This is a genomic window from Pseudomonas sp. dw_612 (genome assembly GCF_018449725.1).
Taxonomy (GTDB): domain Bacteria; phylum Pseudomonadota; class Gammaproteobacteria; order Pseudomonadales; family Pseudomonadaceae; genus Aquipseudomonas.
This window is the reverse complement of sequence record NZ_JAAVVC010000018.1, coordinates 14,022-30,578: the sequence shown is the minus strand read 5'-3', so window position 1 is coordinate 30,578 and position 16,557 is coordinate 14,022. Positions and strand designations below refer to the sequence as shown.

Here is a 16,557-nt window from a genome sequence, read left to right as displayed (position 1 = left end):
ATCTCTATCGATTTCAAAGCCTGGGTTCGGCGCTAGGCCGCTGGGTTGATCTCTTTGTTTTCAAGACTTCAGTTCGACGCTAGGGCGCCGGGTTGATCTTCTTCGTTCTAAACCTGAGTTCGACTCGGTTTTTCAGGTCGATGTACATCGCAAGACACCTCGGTCAGTCCCCTCGCCCCTTTGGGGAGAGGGTTAGGGAGAGGGGGCGATTCCAGATCAGAATCACGGCGTTCGATTCGCAGCCATCCTGATGATCTGCTCCAACACGTCACTCATCCGCTCAATGACCTCCAGATTGCTAAACCTCACAACCTCAATTCCACGCTGTTGGAGGTAAAGCGTGCGGCGCTGGTCATGAATCCTTCCTGCCGTTTCATAGTGCTGCCCTCCATCAAGTTCTATCGCCAGTTTCAACTCGACACAGTAGAAATCCAGCACATACGGCGGGTACGGAAACTGTCGGCGGAATTTCAGATGGGCGATTTGCCGAGCGCGTAGTTTCTGCCAGAGCAGGAGTTCGCAGTCGGTTTGGTGGGTGCGTAGATGGCGGGCGAATTGGCGTTGGGCGAGGGTGGGGCGGGGGGGCATGCTTCACGTCCGTGTGAAGGGGATGGAGGTTTTACTTTAGTCGGGGTTTTGGTGTTCGGCTTGAAATCGACCCCTCACCCCAACCCTCTCCCCAAAGGGGAGAGGGGGAAAGGGAGCCGATCTTCATGGTGCTCAAGTCCTGAGTTCGGCTCTAGACCGCAGAGCTAATTTCTTTGTTTTCAAGTCCTGAGTTCGGCTCTAGACCGCAGAGCTAATTTCTTTGTTTTCAGGTCCTGAGTTCGGCTCTAGACCGCAGAGCTAATTTCTTTGTTTTCAAGTCCTGGGTTCAGCTCTAAACCGTTGAGCTGATCGTCGTTGTTTTCCATACCTGAGTTCGACTCGGTTTTTCAGGTCGATGCATAGCGCAAGACACCTCGGTCGGCTCCCTCTCCCCTTTGGGGAGAGGGCTGGGGTGAGGGGGGCTTAGTAGACGTCGCGGCGGTAGCGGCCCTGTTCGATGAGTCGGTCGACCTCTTCGATCCCGAGTATTTCGTTGAGCGCGTGGTCCACGCCTGAGGCCATGCCTTGCAAGCTGCCGCAGATGTAGATCACGGCGCCGTCTGCCAGCCATTTCTTCAGTTCGGCGGCGGATTCGCGGAGGCGATCCTGGACGTAGATTTTTTCGGCCTGGTCGCGGGAAAATGCCAGGTCCAGTCGCTCCAGATCGCCCTCGATCAACCAGCCTTCCAGCTCATCGCGACACAGGAAGTCATGCTGGCGGTGGCGCTCGCCAAACAGCAGCCAATGCCGTTGTTGCCCATCGGCAATTCGCGCCTTGAGCAAACTGCGCAGCCCGGCCAGGCCGGTGCCATTGCCCAACAGGATCATCGGCACCGGTTCGGTTGGCAGGTGGAAACCACTGTTGCGCCGCACGCGCAGGCTGATGCTGCCACCCACGGGCGCATGCTCGGTCAGCCAGCCGGAGCCGATGCCGAGGCTGCCGTCCGGGTGCACTTCCTGACGCACGATCAATTCCAATACGCCATCGGCGGCGATCGAGGCGATTGAGTATTCGCGCATCGCCAACGGCACCAACGCTTGCACCAGCGCCTGAGCGTGCAGGCCGACCAGATGCGCGCGGTTCTCGGGCAGTTGGCGACTGGCGAGGGTCTGGTCAAGCGGTTGCGACAGGCCATCGAGCTCAACAGTGGCTCGGCCATCAATCCCCAGCCCATCGAGGAAATGCTCGATCGCCCATGGGCAATTGCGCGGCATGACTTCCACCAGGTCACCGGCCAGCCAACTGCTGGTGCTCGGAGCGCTGAGGCCGACTTTGTACACCGGGCAGCCGCAGCTGTCCGGGTTCATCAGTTCGCGACTGACCAGCGTCCAGTTGTCGTAGCTGGGCGCTTGCCAGGTGTCCACCGGCGCCTGTCCGGTCAGCAGGCCGAGTTGCTGCTGCCAGTGACGCAAGGCGTAAGGGTCGCCGCTGTCGACTTCCACCGGGGCGAACAGGGTCTTGCCACCGTGTTCGCCGAGCCAGGTGTGCAAGCGTCGGGCGAAACCGCAGAAGTGCTGATACTGGCGATCACCAAGGCCGAGCACCGCGTAGTTCAGGCTTTCCAGGCTCAACGCCCGACCCAGCACTTTGCGTTCGAAACCCCGGGCACTGTCCGGCGCTTCGCCGTCGCCGAAGGTGCTGACCACGAACAGTGCGTTGTTCGAATCCTGCAAATCCTGTTCGCTGACACTCGCCAGCGGCTGCACCCTCACCGGCAACCCGGCGGCCTGCAATTGCCCGGCGGTCTGCCAGGCCAGTTGCTCGGCAAACCCGCTCTGGCTGGCGAAGCCGATCAGCCACGCCGGCGCATCGCTGCCCGGTTGCACCAGGCCTTTGCGCGCATCCTTGATCTGGCGTTTCTTGCGCCGACGATCCAGGTAGAGCAACCAGCCCGTGACGAAAAACAGCGGCATGGTCAGCGCGGTGATCGTCAGGATGATCCGCCCGACGATGCCGAAGTAACTGCCGGTGTGCAGCGCGTAGATACTGGTCAGCAACTGCGCCTTGAAACTCTTGTCGCTGTAACGGTCATGGCGTTTGACGATGCCGGTGGCCGGATCGAGTGAAATCTCGTTCAGTGCGCGGTCGTGGGGCGAGGTGTTCAGCAGGTAATACACCGTCGCCGGTTGGCCGGCCAGGGGCGGCATGCGGATGTTGTAGGCGGACAGGTTCGGGCCGGCGGCGCTGTAGATGCTGCTCCACATCGCCGCGTAATCGGCGCTTGGCGCTGGACCGCTCGGTGCCGGGCCACGGTTGCGCACCCGTTCGTTCTGCGGTGCGTCGGACAGCAATTGAGTCAGGCCCTTGTTGTACCACTCGTAAGACCAGGACAACCCGGTCAACGCGGCCAACAGGTAAAACACTATGCACCAGGTGCCCGCCACCGAGTGCAGGTCCCAGTTGAAGCTGCGACCCTTTTTCTTCCAGTCCAGGGTCAGCCAGGCGCGCCATTTGTTCCACTGGCGCGGCCAGCGCAGGTAGAGGCCGGACAGGCAAAAGAACAGCAGGATCAAGGTGCAGGCGCCGGTGATCTGCCGACCGGTGTCGCCCATGGCCAGGAAACGGTGCAGTTGCAGCATGAAGCCGAAGAAATCCTGACCGGTGGCGTCGCCGAGGAATTCGGCGGTGTACGGGTCGAAGTAACGCATCTCACCGCGACGTTCGCCCGGTGGCGGCGTGAAGATTACGCGTGCGGCGTTGCCGCTGTCGGTCTCGACCCAAAGCATCGAGACTTTCTTGCCCGAGGCCGATTCGATGCGTTCCACCAGTTCGGCGGGCGGCAAGACACCGGCGACCTGTTTTTCGACCTGCAAGACAGACGGATTCAGCGCCCGCAGGATTTCGTCCTGAAACGAATAAGCCGCACCGGTGATGCCCATCAGGGCCAGGACCAGTCCGGCGCTGATGCCAAAAAACCAGTGCAACTGGAACAGGGTTTTCTTCAACACGTCGCTCGCCTTGTTCGTTCGAAAGTCATCATCACGGCGCGCATTATGCCGTGGGTTGTCGAGAAACATTCTTTATTACGCACAAAAGCCCCGTTCAATTCAATGAACGGGGCCTGGTCCTGATGCCCGCCTTTACACACATTCCCTTGTGGGAGCGGGCTTGCTCGCGAAAGCGGTCGTTCAGTTGACATTAATGTTGACTGACACGACGCCTTCGCGAGCAAGCCCGCTCCCACAGGGGATTGCGGTGTGGCTGGCAATCAGAAGTGGAAGTTCGCGCTCAGCAGGGCGGTACGGCCCGCCGCCACGTGGGCGTAGTGCGTCTGGAACACCTGGTCGAAATAACGCTTGTCGGTCAGGTTCTGTACGTTGAGTTGCAGGTCGACGTTCTTGGTCAGCGCGTAGCTGGCCATGGCGTCGTAGCGCCAGTAGGACGGGATCTCCACCGAGTTGGCGACGTTACCGAACTGGGAATCGACGAAGGTCGCGCCGCCACCGATGGTCAACTTTTCCGGGATCAGGTCGTAAGTCGACCACAGGGTGAAGTTGTTCCGTGGCGTGCTCGGCATGTGGTTGCCTTTGTCGGCCGCGAGGGTGGTCTTGACCACTTCGCTTTCCATGTAGGTGTAGCCGCCGAAGACTTTCCAGTTACGGGTCAGTTTGCCGGTGTAAGTCAGCTCCAGACCGTTGACGGTTTGCTCACCGTCCAGCACTTGGGTGGTGGCGCCGTCCGGATCGTCGATGCGGGCGTTGGTTTTCTCGGTGCGGAACAGCGCGGCGGTCAGCGACAGGTCGTCACCGAAGAAGTCCCACTTGGTGCCGATTTCGTAGTTGCGGTTCTTTTCCGGATCCAGGTCGCTGTTGTTCGCTGCCAGTTCCAGGCTGCCATTACCGCTGGTTTCGCCGGCCGGGTTGCTGGAGGTGGAGTACGCCGCGTACACGCTACCGTTAGGCAGCGGGTTGTAGACCACGCCGATCTGGTAGTTGACCAGGTCGGTGGTGTTTTCCCGGGAGAAACTGCCCGCCGCTGAGCCACGGCCCGCGTTGGCATAACCGCTGGATTCAACCTGGTAGTTGTCGTAACGCAGGCCCAGATTCAGGGACCATTGTTCGTTGAACTTCAGGGTGTCGAACACGTAGGCCGCAGTGGTTTTGGTGTCGGTGTCGGTGAAGGCGTTGCTGTCGGTGATGCTGCCCGACCAGTTATCCCCAGGCGTCGGCTTGTACAGGTTGGTGCAGTCGCCGGAGTTGAACAGTGCGCGATTGCACGTGGTGCCAGCCGCTGTCGAGGTCAGGATGTACGGGCGGTTGTGAGTGTCCTGGTAGGAAAACTCCAGGCCGGTGACCAGGCTGTGTTCGATCGCGCCGGTGTTGAACTTGGCGCTCAGGTCGGTCTGGTTGACCCAGCCGCTGGACGTCGAGTTACGGCTTTTCGCGCCACGGTACACGCTGCCATTGGCCACGTTACCCTTGCTGTCGTCGGGGTTGGTGACGATGTAGTCCAGGGTCGAACGGGACATGCGGAAACTGTTGGAAACGGTCAGGTCTTCATTCAGATCGTGTTCGATCTTGATTGTGCCGCTGTCGTTTTCGGTCTGGCGATAGTCACGACCGGTGAGGCCGTAGAAGTTGTCTTTGCTGACGTTGGCCGGCTTGTCGACGTTGTACTTGCTGCGGTTCGGGCTCAAGGTCAGCGGCACGCCGTAGTCCGGCATGTCATCGGTTTCGACGTGGTAGTAACCGACGGTCACACGGGTGTCGGTGCCCAGGCCGAAGGCAAAGGTCGGCGCCACGCCCCAGCGGCTGACGTCCACCGCATCACGCCCGGCGACGTTGGCTTCGTGCTTCATCAGGTTCAGGCGGAAGGCTGACGTATCGTTGATCTGCTGGTTCAGGTCCAGGGTGGTGCGTTTGGTCTGGTCCGAACCCCAAGTGAAGCCGCCATTGTAGAAGTTGCCCAGTTTGGCGGTCTTGCTCACCAGGTTCAGGCTGCCACCGGTGGAACCGGCGCCGGTGAAGGCCGAGCCTGGGCCTTTGCTGATTTCGACGGATTCAACGTCGAAGATTTCACGGCTCTGGGACGCCGGGTCGCGCATGCCGTCGACGAATACATCGCTTTCAGCGTTGAAGCCGCGAATGATCGGACGGTCGCCGGCCGGGTTGCCGCCTTCACCGGCACCGAAGGTGATGCCCGGCGTGGTGCGCAACGCGTCGACCAGGCTGGTGGCGCCGGTGTCGCGGATGACTTGTTGCGGGATCACGGTGACGCTTTTTGGCGTCTCGCGCAGCGGTGCGGTGTACTTTTTCGAGGCCGATGTATCGGTCTTGTAGGAGGTGTCTTGCTGCTCGCCGACCACGCTGGTGGCGTCGAGGGAAATCGCATTGCCCGAGGCTTTTTCGTCAGTCTGCTCGGCGGCGAAAACCATGTGGCCTGCGGAGCCGGCCGTGATCGCCATGCCAATGGCAGACGCGAGCAAACGTGGTGAACTGACCGGTAATTGTAGTTGTTGGCGTGACATGTGAATTCCCCTCCCCAAGGATTTGAGGCCGCGGAATATAGGGTAAACAGGTATTTGTATCAATTGCGAAACGTTACTATTCGCGACGAATTTACATTCTTTACAATTTATCCTTACGGTTTTTGATGTCTCGTTCGTCTGCGGGGTTTTACACGGTCAATAAGAATCAATACCATTGGCGCCTCTTTAAAATCAGGTGTCGTCCTCATGTTGCTGCACATTCCCGGCGTGTTCGCGAAAGAAGAAGTGCAGCGCATCCGCGAGGCCCTGGAACAGGCGGATTGGGCGGACGGCAAGATCACCGCCGGCTTCCAGTCGGCCAAGGCCAAGCACAATCTGCAACTGCCGGAAGGTCATCCGCTGGCCAAGGAAATCGGCGCGGCGATGCTCGAACGGCTGTGGAAAAATCCGCAATTCATGTCCGCGGCCCTGCCGCACAAAGTCTTCCCGCCGTTGCTGAACTGCTACACGGCGGGCGGCAGTTTTGACTTCCACATCGACAACGCCGTGCGCCAACCCAAGGGCAGCATCGAACGGGTGCGTACCGACCTGTCGGCGACGCTGTTCTTCAGCGAGCCGGACGACTACGACGGCGGCGAGCTGGAAATCCAGGACACCTTCGGCACCCAACGGGTCAAGTTGCCCGCCGGCGACATGGTTCTCTACCCCGGCAGCAGTTTGCACAAGGTCAACGCCGTCACTCGCGGTACCCGCTACGCGTCGTTCTTCTGGACCCAAAGCCTGGTCCGCGAAGACAGCCAACGGGCCTTGCTGTTCGAGATGGACGGGGCTATCCAGCAATTGACCCTGGACATGCCCGATCACCCCTCGCTGATCCGCCTCACCGGCACTTATCACAACCTGCTGCGCCGCTGGGTCGAGGTATGAGTTATCAACTGCGCCGCGAGGAAATCCTCGACGGTGACCGGCTCAAAGCCATGCTGGAGGAAAGTCCGGCTCGGGCGGCCCAGGCGATTCTGATCGCTGCGCGCGAAGGCGTGCTCGATGCGCAGGCATTGCTCGGGCAGATTCTGCTGGACGGGCAGGGCATCGAACAGGATCAGCCGCTGGCGGTGCGCTGGTTCGGGATTGCAGCCAATGGTGGGCACTTGATGGCGCGCAATATGCTCGGTCGTTGTCATGAGCATGGCTGGGGTTGCAGCGCCGATGCTTCAGTGGCTGCTGGGCATTATCGACTGGCGGCCGAGAAGGGCCTGGATTGGGCGATGTACAACTACGCCAATCTGCTGGCGACCGGGCGCGGTGTGGCTGAAGACCAAGTGCAAGCGCTGGGTCTTTATCGCCGTGCCGCTGAAATGGGCCACGCGAAATCGATGAACCTGCTGGGGCGCTATCTGGAAGACGGACGGGTTTGCCCGGCGAACCCACGGGCTGCGCGCGACTGGTATCGACGATCGGCGCTCGGCGGGGATTTTCGTGGGCAGTTCAGTTATGCCGCGGTGCTGGCGGACGAGGGGAGTATCGAAGACGCGCTGGGTTGGCTGCACAAAGCACTGGCCGGCGGTAATCTGAATTTTTTGCGGGTGGCGAGTAACGCATTGGCGAGCGCAACGGACCCGAACATTCGAGCGTTGGTGGCGGATTATGCCCACCGCTGCGCCGAACTGGAGTACGACCTCAGGCCTTTGTAGGCGCTGGTACGGGCTGGTAGGTGCTGGTAGGAGCTGGTAGGAGCTGTCGAGTGCAACGAGGCTGCGATCTTTTGACTTTGATTTTAAAAAAAAAGATCAAAAGATCGCAGCCTCGTTGCACTCGACAGCTCCTACCAGGCCCTACAGGGGGGGCGTGCGCGGATTTCAGGCACAAAAAAAACCCATGACTCGTCATGGGCTTTTCACTTCTACCAGTTGTACTTACACGTAAAACGACTTCAGCGGCGGGAAGCCATTGAACTCAACGGCGCTGTAACTGGTGGTGTAGGCACCGGTCGACAACCAGTACAAACGGTCACCAATCGCCAGGTTCAGCGGCAAGCCGTACTTGTAGTTCTCGTACATGATGTCGGCGCTGTCGCAGGTCGGGCCGGCGATGACGACTTCTTCCATCTCGCCTTTCTTCTCGGTCCAGATCGGGAACTTGATGGCTTCGTCCATGGTTTCGATCAGGCCGGAGAATTTGCCCACATCCGTGTACACCCATCGCTCAACGGCGGTACGGGATTTACGCGCGACCAGCACCACTTCGCTGACCAGGATGCCGGCGTTGGCGATCAACGAACGGCCCGGTTCCAGGATGATTTCCGGCAGGTCGTCACCGAAGTCTTCCTTGAGGAAACGGATGATTTCTTCGGCGTAGGTTTCCAGGCTGTTGGTGCGGGTGATGTAGTTGGCCGGGAAGCCGCCGCCCATGTTGATCAGCTTCAGGTGGATGCCGTCTTCTTCTTTCAAACGTTCGAAGATCACTTTGACCTTGGCGATCGCCGCGTCCCAGACGCTGATATCGCGCTGTTGCGAGCCGACGTGGAACGAGATGCCGTATGGCACCAGGCCCAGGTCACGGGCGAGGATCAGCAGGTCCATGGCCATGTCGGTCTGGCAGCCGAATTTGCGCGACAAAGGCCAGTCGGCCGTGGTCGAGCCTTCGGTCAGGATGCGCACGTAGACTTTCGAACCCGGTGCAGCCTTGGCAATGTTGCGCAGGTCGGCTTCGGAGTCGGTGGAGAACAGACGCACGCCCTTCTCGTAGAAGTAGCGGATGTCCTTGGATTTCTTGATGGTGTTGCCGTAGCTGATACGGTCGGCGCTGACGCCGCGGTCCATCACTTTGTCCAGCTCATAGATCGACGCGATGTCGAAGCTCGAACCTTTTTCTTTGAGCAGGTCGATGATTTCGACGGCCGGGTTGGCCTTGACCGCGTAGTAGACCTTGGCGAATTCGAAACCGGCGCGCAGGTCGTCATAGGCCTGGCTGATCATCGCGGTGTCGATCACCACGAACGGGGTTTCTTGCGTGTCGGCGAACGCCTTCATTTTCTGGAAGGTTTCGCGTGCGTAATAGTCTTCGACGTTGATCGACATGCTGGGATCTCCTACTGGCAAACTAGATTAATCAATGGGTGCAAATGAACGTCCTCCGTATCCCCACTTTGGTTCGCCTACTTCCCAAGGCATTGCCGCCGAAAGCAAAAAGGCCATGGGAAATGGTGCGTCCCTTGGCCTTGCTGTCTCGTCGTCAGTACTTGAGCCGGATGGATCGTTTCCAGCATGGACGTTCGGCGCGAACTTTAGGGCGTGAGGGGCTTGAGATCAACAAAAAATGTCGCGTTTTTGCACGCTTCCGTCGTGCGGTCCCACTCTGTCACTGGTGTAACGGACCCACATGACAGGCTGATGTTCCATCGTGTCGGATTTTCCCAACGAAATGGATTCAGTGGACGCTGGTAATAACTGGAATTTTTTTAAGTTCGATTAAGTATCGAGAAACCTCTGCGAACTGTCATTTCTGACAGGTGTCAGGCATTCATGAATTCGCTACTGTAAGGGCAATAATTCTCGGTGATGAACTATCGAATATGCACGTGTTGGTCACTTTTAAAGTTGCCATTATGGTGTACCTGTGTGCAAAAAATCAGGCGGTTAAGTTGGACTTGCTATTTATTGATATAAATTAATGAGTGCAATGAACAAAAATTTATTTTTTGATTGCATTGTTTAGAGATAGGTAAGTGCGCAGTAGTACTGCCCAAAGCTCAGTTGTAGAGGGTTGGGTCGTTTTTTTTGCGGTAGATGTGTTCGTGCTTGTTGATTGTTGGTGTTCATGTGTGGAGATATGAGCGATGAAAAAAATAATGGCCTTGCTGATTGCATTGATTATATCCGGGTGCGCCACCTACTCGCCGATTGAAGGACCAGGAAGATATACGAGCGCGGACTCTGGCCCGGATATCGTTCGACACCTTACCAATCGTTACAACGACAGAGCCAGTATGTGCCGTAATAGCCCGTCGGCGCCGGCATTTCTTTGCTCGGGTGTACTGATACGAGGTACCAGCTATTCCACTGAGTACCACGTCTGGGACCCGAACCCAGCCGGTAACGGGGTTTCATTTTCATATTTGAGAACCGACGCGAAATATGACAATTTGGCGTATGACTACAATACGGGTTTTATTTTTTATCCGATTTTTTACGCACCAGCCGGTAAGTTTGATCCGGAGATTCTGTGCTTTTTTCCAGTCGACGGGGCAACCAGTAATCGCCCTGATCAGGGCTGCGGACAAACGCCGGGGATTATTGCCAGTAGGGAGTGCCAGGCTCAAGGTATAAATACCGCCGCGCAGTATGTCGCTCACTTCAATGCTTCGCCTTCGAAATATCAATACTTATGCGGGTTCAATGTACGTGACGAATTGAATGCCGGAGCAACTACGGCGTTCAATGAAGGTATAAAGGCAGAGGGGCTGGTGGGGACTTACGCGTTCAAGACGCAGAATGAAATCAGAATGGCCAAGTGGGCGCCAAACCTCGGCACCACCGTGCCCATCGAAGCGTTTTTCTATCTCAACGATACCGGAAAGGTGGGGGCTCAATACAACCAGCGAGACTTCAAGACGCAAACCGGGATCTGGGTGCCGATGATCAAGCTCACACTGCCACAGACACCCGCTTCCGATGCGGTGTTCCAGTTTATTGCCGCCGATCAGGCCATCTCTTCCTGATCGAGTCGCCGGGCCGTTCTCCGGCAGGAGAGCGGCCTGGTTAGACGCGCGATCAGGCCAACGCCGTCTCGGCCGGCGAGACAATGCTGGTCTTGCCCCCACGGGATTTGCCGGAGCTCAGGTATTCGGCAATCGATTCCTGGGTCACTTCTCCCAAGAATACCCGCTCGGCGTCCATCACCGGCAGCCACGAACGGTTGAACTCGTACATGCGTGACAACAGGATGCGCAGATGCTCGTCGAACGCCGCGGTGGCGTTGAACTCGCGCAGGTACTGAGCGCACGTACCGGTCTGACGGTGCAGGTCGCGACGGCGTACATAACCGAGCGCCTTGTTCTCGCCGTCCGTGACCACCACATAACGACGGTCCAGTTCGTCCATCAACTCCAGGGCCTCGGCCACCGGGGTTTCCGGGCTCACCGACGGCGCGTTGTCCGCCGCGTCTTCGGCTTTCACCAACAACAGTCGCTTGAGCGTGCTGTCCTGGCCGACGAAGTTGCTGACAAAGTCGTCCGCCGGGTGCGCCAGCAGCGTGTCCGGGTGATCGATCTGCAACAGCTTGCCGGCGCGGAAAATCGCAATCTTGTCGCCCAGCTTGATGGCTTCATCGATGTCGTGGCTGACCATGATCACGGTCTTGTTCAGCGCGCGTTGCATCTCGAAGAACTCGTTCTGGATCATCTCGCGGTTGATCGGGTCGACCGCGCCGAACGGCTCATCCATCAACAACAGCGGCGCATCCGCCGCCAGCGCACGAATCACGCCGATCCGCTGCTGCTGACCGCCGGACAACTCGCGCGGGTAGCGATTCAGGTACTGCTTGGGCTCCAGCTTGATCATGCTCATCAATTCGCGGGCGCGGTCGTGGCATTTTTGTTTGTCCCAACCCAGCAGGCGCGGAACGATGGTGATGTTTTCCTCGATGGTCATGTTCGGGAACAGACCGATCTGCTGGATCACATAACCGATGTTGCGACGCAGGGTCACTTCGTCGAGGTCGGTGGTGTCTTCGCCGTTGATCAGGATCTTGCCCGAGGTCGGCTTGATCAAGCGGTTGATCATCTTCAGCGTGGTGCTTTTGCCGCAGCCCGATGGCCCGAGGAACACACAGATTTCGCCTTCATTGACGGTCAGGCTTACCGAGTCCACGGCTTTCACATCTTTGCCGTTGCTTTGGAAGGTCTTGCTGAGGTTTTGAAGTTCGATCATTTGAGCAGTCCTTTTGGAGTCAGCGTGCGTTGCAGCCATTGCAGAAGCAGGTCGGCGAAGATGGCCAGGAGACTGACCAGCACGGCGCCGACGATCAGCATCGACATGTCGCTGCGGCTGATTGAAGCGAGAATGAGTACACCAAGGCCACCGGCACCGATGGTCGCGGCGATGGTCATGACACCAATATTCATGACCACGGCGGTGCGTACACCGGCGAGGATCACCGGCACGGCGATGGGCAGTTCAACCATGCGCAGGCGCTGGCCGAAGGTCATGCCGATACCGCGGGCGGCTTCGCGAATGCCGGGTTCGACGCCGGTCAGCGCCAGGTAGGTGTTACGCATGATCGGCAGCAGCGAGTAGAGAAACACTGCGGTGATCGCGGGCATCGGGCCCAGGCCCTGGCCGAACTTGGAGTAGAACGGCAACAGCAGGCCGAACAGCGCAATCGACGGCACGGTCAGCAGTACCGTGGCGCTGGCTTGCAAGGGGCCTGCGAGCGACGGGAAGCGCGTCATCAGGATGCCCAGCGGCACGCCCGCCAGGATCGCCAGGGTCACGGCGATGCCGACCAGAGTGATGTGCTGCCAGGTCAGGTGCAAAACCTGCGGCCAGTCGAGATGGGAAAAGGCGTTCAGAAATTCCATGGCTTTTCCTCCTCAGTTGATGGGGTGCTGGCGCAGGAAATCTGCGGCAACGGATGAAGGGCTTTCGTGATCGACATCGACCCGGGCATTGAGCGCGCGCATGGTGGCGTCGTCGAACAGTTCAGCCAGTGGCTTGAGTTCTTCGGCCAGCTTCGGATGGGCGTCGAGGTAAACCTGACGCACGACCGGCGCGGCGGTGTAGTCCGGGAAGTAATGCTTGTCGTCTTCAAGCAATTTCAGCTTGAAGGCGTTCAGTCGACCGTCGGTGGTGTAGACCAGGCCGGCAAACACCTGGCCGTTACGCAGGGCGGTGTAGACCAACCCGGCGTCCATTTGCCGAATTTTTTTGCGGGTCAGGTTCATGCCGTACAGATCGACCATGCCGTCCAGACCGTCGGAGCGGTTGGCGAACTCGGTGTCCAGCGCTAACAGGTGATTGTCTTTCTTCTCGGCCTGCAAGACCGTGTTCAACTCGCTGATCGTGTTGATCTGCGGGTAAGCCTTCGCGGTGGTTTCCGGGAGGGCCAGGGCGTAGGTGTTGCTGAATTTCGACGGCGTCAGCCAGACCAGTCCTTTTTTCGCGTCGAGTTCTTTCACCCGGGCGTAGGACTGAGCGCTGTCGAGCTTGTCGGTGACGTGGTTGTAAGCCACCAGCGAGACGCCGGTGTATTCCCACATCAAATCGAGCTGGCCACTTTCGTGAGCGCTGCGGGCCAGGTTGCTGCCCAGACCGCCTGTCACCTGGGTGTCATAACCCTTGGTGCGCAGGTATTGGGACGTGATTTCCGCGAGCAGGGTTTGTTCGGTGAACACCCGGGCGCCGATGCGGATCACCGGTTTTTCAGCGGCTTGTGCGATTCCCGAGAACAGCAGGACGCAGCCTATTAGCAAGCTTAATTTCTTCATAAAAATTCCTTTGCCGAGGCTTAAGACGGGCGCAAGCCGCGTTCGAGCCAGAGGCGGCTGGCGAGTGTCACCAGGCCGTCGAGCAGCAAGGCCAGCAGCGCGGTGCACGCCGCGCCGAGCAGCAGTTGCGGCTGATTGTTCAGGGCGATGCCAGGGAAAATCAGGCTGCCCAGGCTGTTGGCACCAATCAGGAACGCCAGTGGTGCGGTACCGACGTTGATCGCCAGGGCCACGCGCACGCCACCGATGATGATCGGCACGGCGTTCGGCAGTTCGACTCGCCACAGCACTTGCGTCGGGGTCATGCCGATGCCGACCGCCGCTTCCTTGAGCGAACCCTGGACGTTTTTCAGGCCTTCATAGGTGTTGCGCACGATCGGCAACAGCGAGGCGAGGAACAGGGCGAAGATCGCGGGGCCGCTGCCGATGCCCAGAATCCCCAGGGCGATGGCCAGTACGGCGAGAGGCGGCACAGTGTTGCCGATGTTGAAGATCTGCATGAAGCGTTCAGCGCGGCCCACCATGGTCGGGCGGCTGAGGAAGATACCGGCGGGGATGCCTACAACGAGGGCGGCCAGCATGGAAACAAGGACGAGAATCAAGTGAGCTTGCAGGTAAAACAACAAATCGTCGCGGTAATGTTCGATCGTGTTGATGCCAATCCAGTGGACCAGCAGGGCCAGGAGTGCGACGACAACCGCACCTCCAATAAGCCCCTTGCCATAGCGAATAGCCACAGGCGGACTCCTTTTTTTTCTTGATCGGCGAACGCAGTCCCGTGAGGCAATGCCATCACTGGCTGCCGGGAAATCAACGTTCGCGAGAAGCAGCTCTTCATGCTGGTGCAACCGCATGAGATCGAGCCATAAGCGCAGCCTCGTCAGGCTAACTTGCAGGTTTTTCAAACCCTGCTACGAGAGCTGTAACAGGGGAGTGGACGCCTCCACCTTTTAAAAGGTTCCATAATTAGCAGCATTTAGCCACCGCTGATCTCAATTACCCGATGTAGCAGCTGCCGAGCCCGTGAGGCTGTGTTCGGCGACGAAGTCGTCGTCAAGTCACCCATAGCGGTGTGCCTGCTGCACCGCGGAGCCTGGATTTACGACGGCTTTGCCGCCGAACGCAGCCTCGCGGGCTCGGCAGCTGCTACAGGGCGAACGGTGGTCCGGCGATCATGTTTTGAGCTATACTCGCCGCCCTTTTTTGAATCACCTGCCAGGCGATTTCCCATGACCAAACAGGCCGCCGAAGTCGCGAAACGCCGCACTTTCGCCATTATTTCCCACCCCGATGCCGGTAAAACCACCATCACCGAGAAGCTCTTGCTGATGGGCAAGGCGATTGCGATTGCGGGCACGGTGAAGTCTCGCAAGTCCGACCGCCATGCCACCTCCGACTGGATGGAAATGGAAAAGCAGCGTGGTATCTCGATTACCACGTCGGTCATGCAGTTCCCGTATCGCGATCACATGATCAATCTGCTCGACACCCCGGGCCACGAAGACTTCTCCGAAGATACCTACCGCACCCTGACGGCAGTGGACTCGGCCTTGATGGTCCTCGATGGCGGTAAGGGTGTAGAGCCTCGGACCATCGCGCTGATGGACGTCTGCCGTCTGCGTGACACGCCGATTGTCAGCTTCATCAACAAACTCGACCGTGACATCCGCGACCCGATCGAACTGCTTGACGAAATCGAAGCGGTCCTGAAGATCAAGGCTGCGCCGATCACCTGGCCGATCGGTTGCTACCGCGATTTCAAAGGCGTTTATCACCTCGCCGACGACTACATCATCGTGTACACCGCCGGTCACGGCCACGAGCGCACCGATGTGAAAATCATCGAGAAGCTCGACTCCGATGAAGCCCGCGCGCATTTGGGCGACGAGTACGATCGCTTCGTCGATCAGCTGGAACTGGTGCAGGGCGCCTGCCACGAATTCAATCAACAGGAATTCCTCGACGGCCAACTGACCCCGGTGTTCTTCGGTACTGCGCTGGGCAACTTCGGTGTCGATCACGTGCTCGACGCCGTGGTCAACTGGGCGCCGAAACCCCTGGCCCGTGTCGCCAACGAGCGCACCGTGGAACCGGTCGAAGAGAAATTCGCCGGTTTCGTGTTCAAGATCCAGGCGAACATGGACCCGAAACACCGCGACCGTATCGCCTTCATGCGTATCTGCTCCGGCAAGTACGAAAAAGGCATGAAGATGCGCCACGTGCGCACCGGCAAAGACGTGCGGATCGGCGATGCGCTGACCTTCTTCTCCTCCGAGCGTGAGCAGCTGGAAGAAGCGTTTGCCGGCGACATCATCGGCCTGCACAACCACGGCACCATCCAGATCGGCGACACCTTCACCGAAGGCGAAGCCCTGGGCTTCACCGGCATCCCGCACTTCGCCCCGGAACTGTTCCGCCGCGTGCGTCTGCGCGATCCGCTGAAATCCAAGCAACTTCGCCAGGGCTTGCAGCAACTGGCCGAAGAAGGCGCGACCCAGGTGTTCTTCCCGGAGCGCAGCAACGACATCATCCTCGGCGCCGTCGGTGTGCTGCAGTTCGATGTGGTCGCCAGCCGCTTGAAAGAGGAATACAAGGTCGAATGCTCGTACGAGCCGATCACCGTGTACTCCGCGCGCTGGATCGATTGCGACGATAAGAAGAAGCTTGAAGAGTTCAAGGTCAAGGCTGTGGAAAACCTCGCCATTGACGGCGGCGGTCACCTGACTTACCTGGCTCCGACCCGGGTTAACCTGGCGTTGATGGAAGAGCGTTGGCCGGATGTGAAATTCCGTGCGACGCGTGAGCATCATTAATTTGTGAGGGGTACGTTTAGCTGACGGTGGCGGTTTCGGAACAGCTATCGTCAGCAAGCTTCGCTCCTATAGCCTATGTGGCGCCCCCAAACCCTGTGGCGAAAGCTGCGGGGTTTTTTGCATTTTTGGGCGTGCCGTTCGTCGGTTTGATCAAGGATTAAGCGTTTTACTGTCAGATCTGACAGTAGACCGGCGGGCTTTTCGTTCTTCAAATAGGCGGGAGAGAAATGTTTCTCTTAACAGG

General features: G+C 58.7%; 12 protein-coding genes. 4 read left to right on the top strand and 8 right to left on the bottom strand.

What is annotated here, in order from left to right; genetic code table 11:
* Positions 1-222: 222 nt before the first annotated feature.
* The 3 genes from HB680_RS23570 to HB680_RS23560 all read right to left on the bottom strand — a co-directional run bounded on the left by HB680_RS23570 (position 223) and on the right by HB680_RS23560 (position 6,056).
* Entirely contained in the window at positions 223-588 is a 366-nt protein-coding gene (locus tag HB680_RS23570) for an endonuclease domain-containing protein (RefSeq protein WP_213940872.1), read from the bottom strand.
* A gap of 423 nt (positions 589-1,011) precedes the next feature.
* Positions 1,012-3,537: a PepSY domain-containing protein gene (locus HB680_RS23565; RefSeq protein ID WP_213940871.1), complete on the bottom strand. Its 2,526-nt coding sequence runs from the start codon at positions 3,535-3,537 to the stop codon at positions 1,012-1,014.
* A gap of 260 nt (positions 3,538-3,797) precedes the next feature.
* Positions 3,798-6,056 carry a TonB-dependent siderophore receptor gene (locus tag HB680_RS23560; RefSeq protein ID WP_213940870.1) on the bottom strand — a complete coding sequence of 753 codons (2,259 nt, stop codon included), beginning with the start codon at positions 6,054-6,056 and terminating at the stop codon, positions 3,798-3,800.
* A 207-nt stretch (positions 6,057-6,263) separates the two neighbouring features.
* Between HB680_RS23560 and HB680_RS23555 the strand changes: the two genes are divergently transcribed.
* On the top strand, positions 6,264-6,944 hold the full coding sequence (locus HB680_RS23555; RefSeq protein ID WP_213940869.1) for a Fe2+-dependent dioxygenase: 681 nt from the start codon (positions 6,264-6,266) through the stop codon (positions 6,942-6,944).
* Positions 6,941-7,708 (top strand): tetratricopeptide repeat protein, encoded by a 768-nt coding sequence (locus HB680_RS23550; RefSeq protein ID WP_213940868.1) that lies wholly within the window; start codon positions 6,941-6,943, stop codon positions 7,706-7,708. The genes HB680_RS23555 and HB680_RS23550 overlap by 4 nt, the downstream gene beginning before the upstream one ends.
* Before the next feature lie 222 nt (positions 7,709-7,930).
* Here the strand turns inward: HB680_RS23550 and HB680_RS23545 are convergent, their stop codons facing one another.
* Entirely contained in the window at positions 7,931-9,094 is a 1,164-nt protein-coding gene (locus HB680_RS23545) for a type III PLP-dependent enzyme (RefSeq protein ID WP_213940867.1), read from the bottom strand.
* A gap of 758 nt (positions 9,095-9,852) precedes the next feature.
* On the opposite strand from HB680_RS23545, the gene HB680_RS23540 reads away from it, so the two are divergent.
* On the top strand, positions 9,853-10,734 hold the full coding sequence (locus tag HB680_RS23540; RefSeq protein ID WP_213940866.1) for a hypothetical protein: 882 nt from the start codon (positions 9,853-9,855) through the stop codon (positions 10,732-10,734).
* A 52-nt stretch (positions 10,735-10,786) separates the two neighbouring features.
* Here the strand turns inward: HB680_RS23540 and HB680_RS23535 are convergent, their stop codons facing one another.
* From HB680_RS23535 to HB680_RS23520, 4 genes are read right to left on the bottom strand one after another with little or no spacing between them, the layout of a single operon-like run.
* Positions 10,787-11,944 (bottom strand): ABC transporter ATP-binding protein, encoded by a 1,158-nt coding sequence (locus HB680_RS23535; protein WP_213940865.1) that lies wholly within the window; start codon positions 11,942-11,944, stop codon positions 10,787-10,789.
* Entirely contained in the window at positions 11,941-12,594 is a 654-nt protein-coding gene (locus HB680_RS23530) for an ABC transporter permease (RefSeq protein WP_213940864.1), read from the bottom strand. The genes HB680_RS23535 and HB680_RS23530 overlap by 4 nt, the downstream gene beginning before the upstream one ends.
* A 12-nt stretch (positions 12,595-12,606) precedes the next feature.
* Positions 12,607-13,500, bottom strand: coding sequence for a glycine betaine ABC transporter substrate-binding protein (locus HB680_RS23525; protein ID WP_213940863.1), 894 nt, complete (start codon positions 13,498-13,500; stop codon positions 12,607-12,609).
* Between the two features lie 20 nt (positions 13,501-13,520).
* On the bottom strand, positions 13,521-14,237 hold the full coding sequence (locus HB680_RS23520) for an ABC transporter permease (RefSeq protein ID WP_054049992.1): 717 nt from the start codon (positions 14,235-14,237) through the stop codon (positions 13,521-13,523).
* 492 nt (positions 14,238-14,729) lie between these two features.
* Here HB680_RS23520 and HB680_RS23515 point away from each other — a divergent pair, with 492 nt between their 5' ends.
* The gene (locus HB680_RS23515) at positions 14,730-16,313 is read left to right on the top strand and encodes a peptide chain release factor 3 (protein WP_213940862.1); all 1,584 of its coding nucleotides are present in this window, start codon (positions 14,730-14,732) and stop codon (positions 16,311-16,313) included.
* The last annotated feature ends 244 nt before the right edge of the window (positions 16,314-16,557 follow it).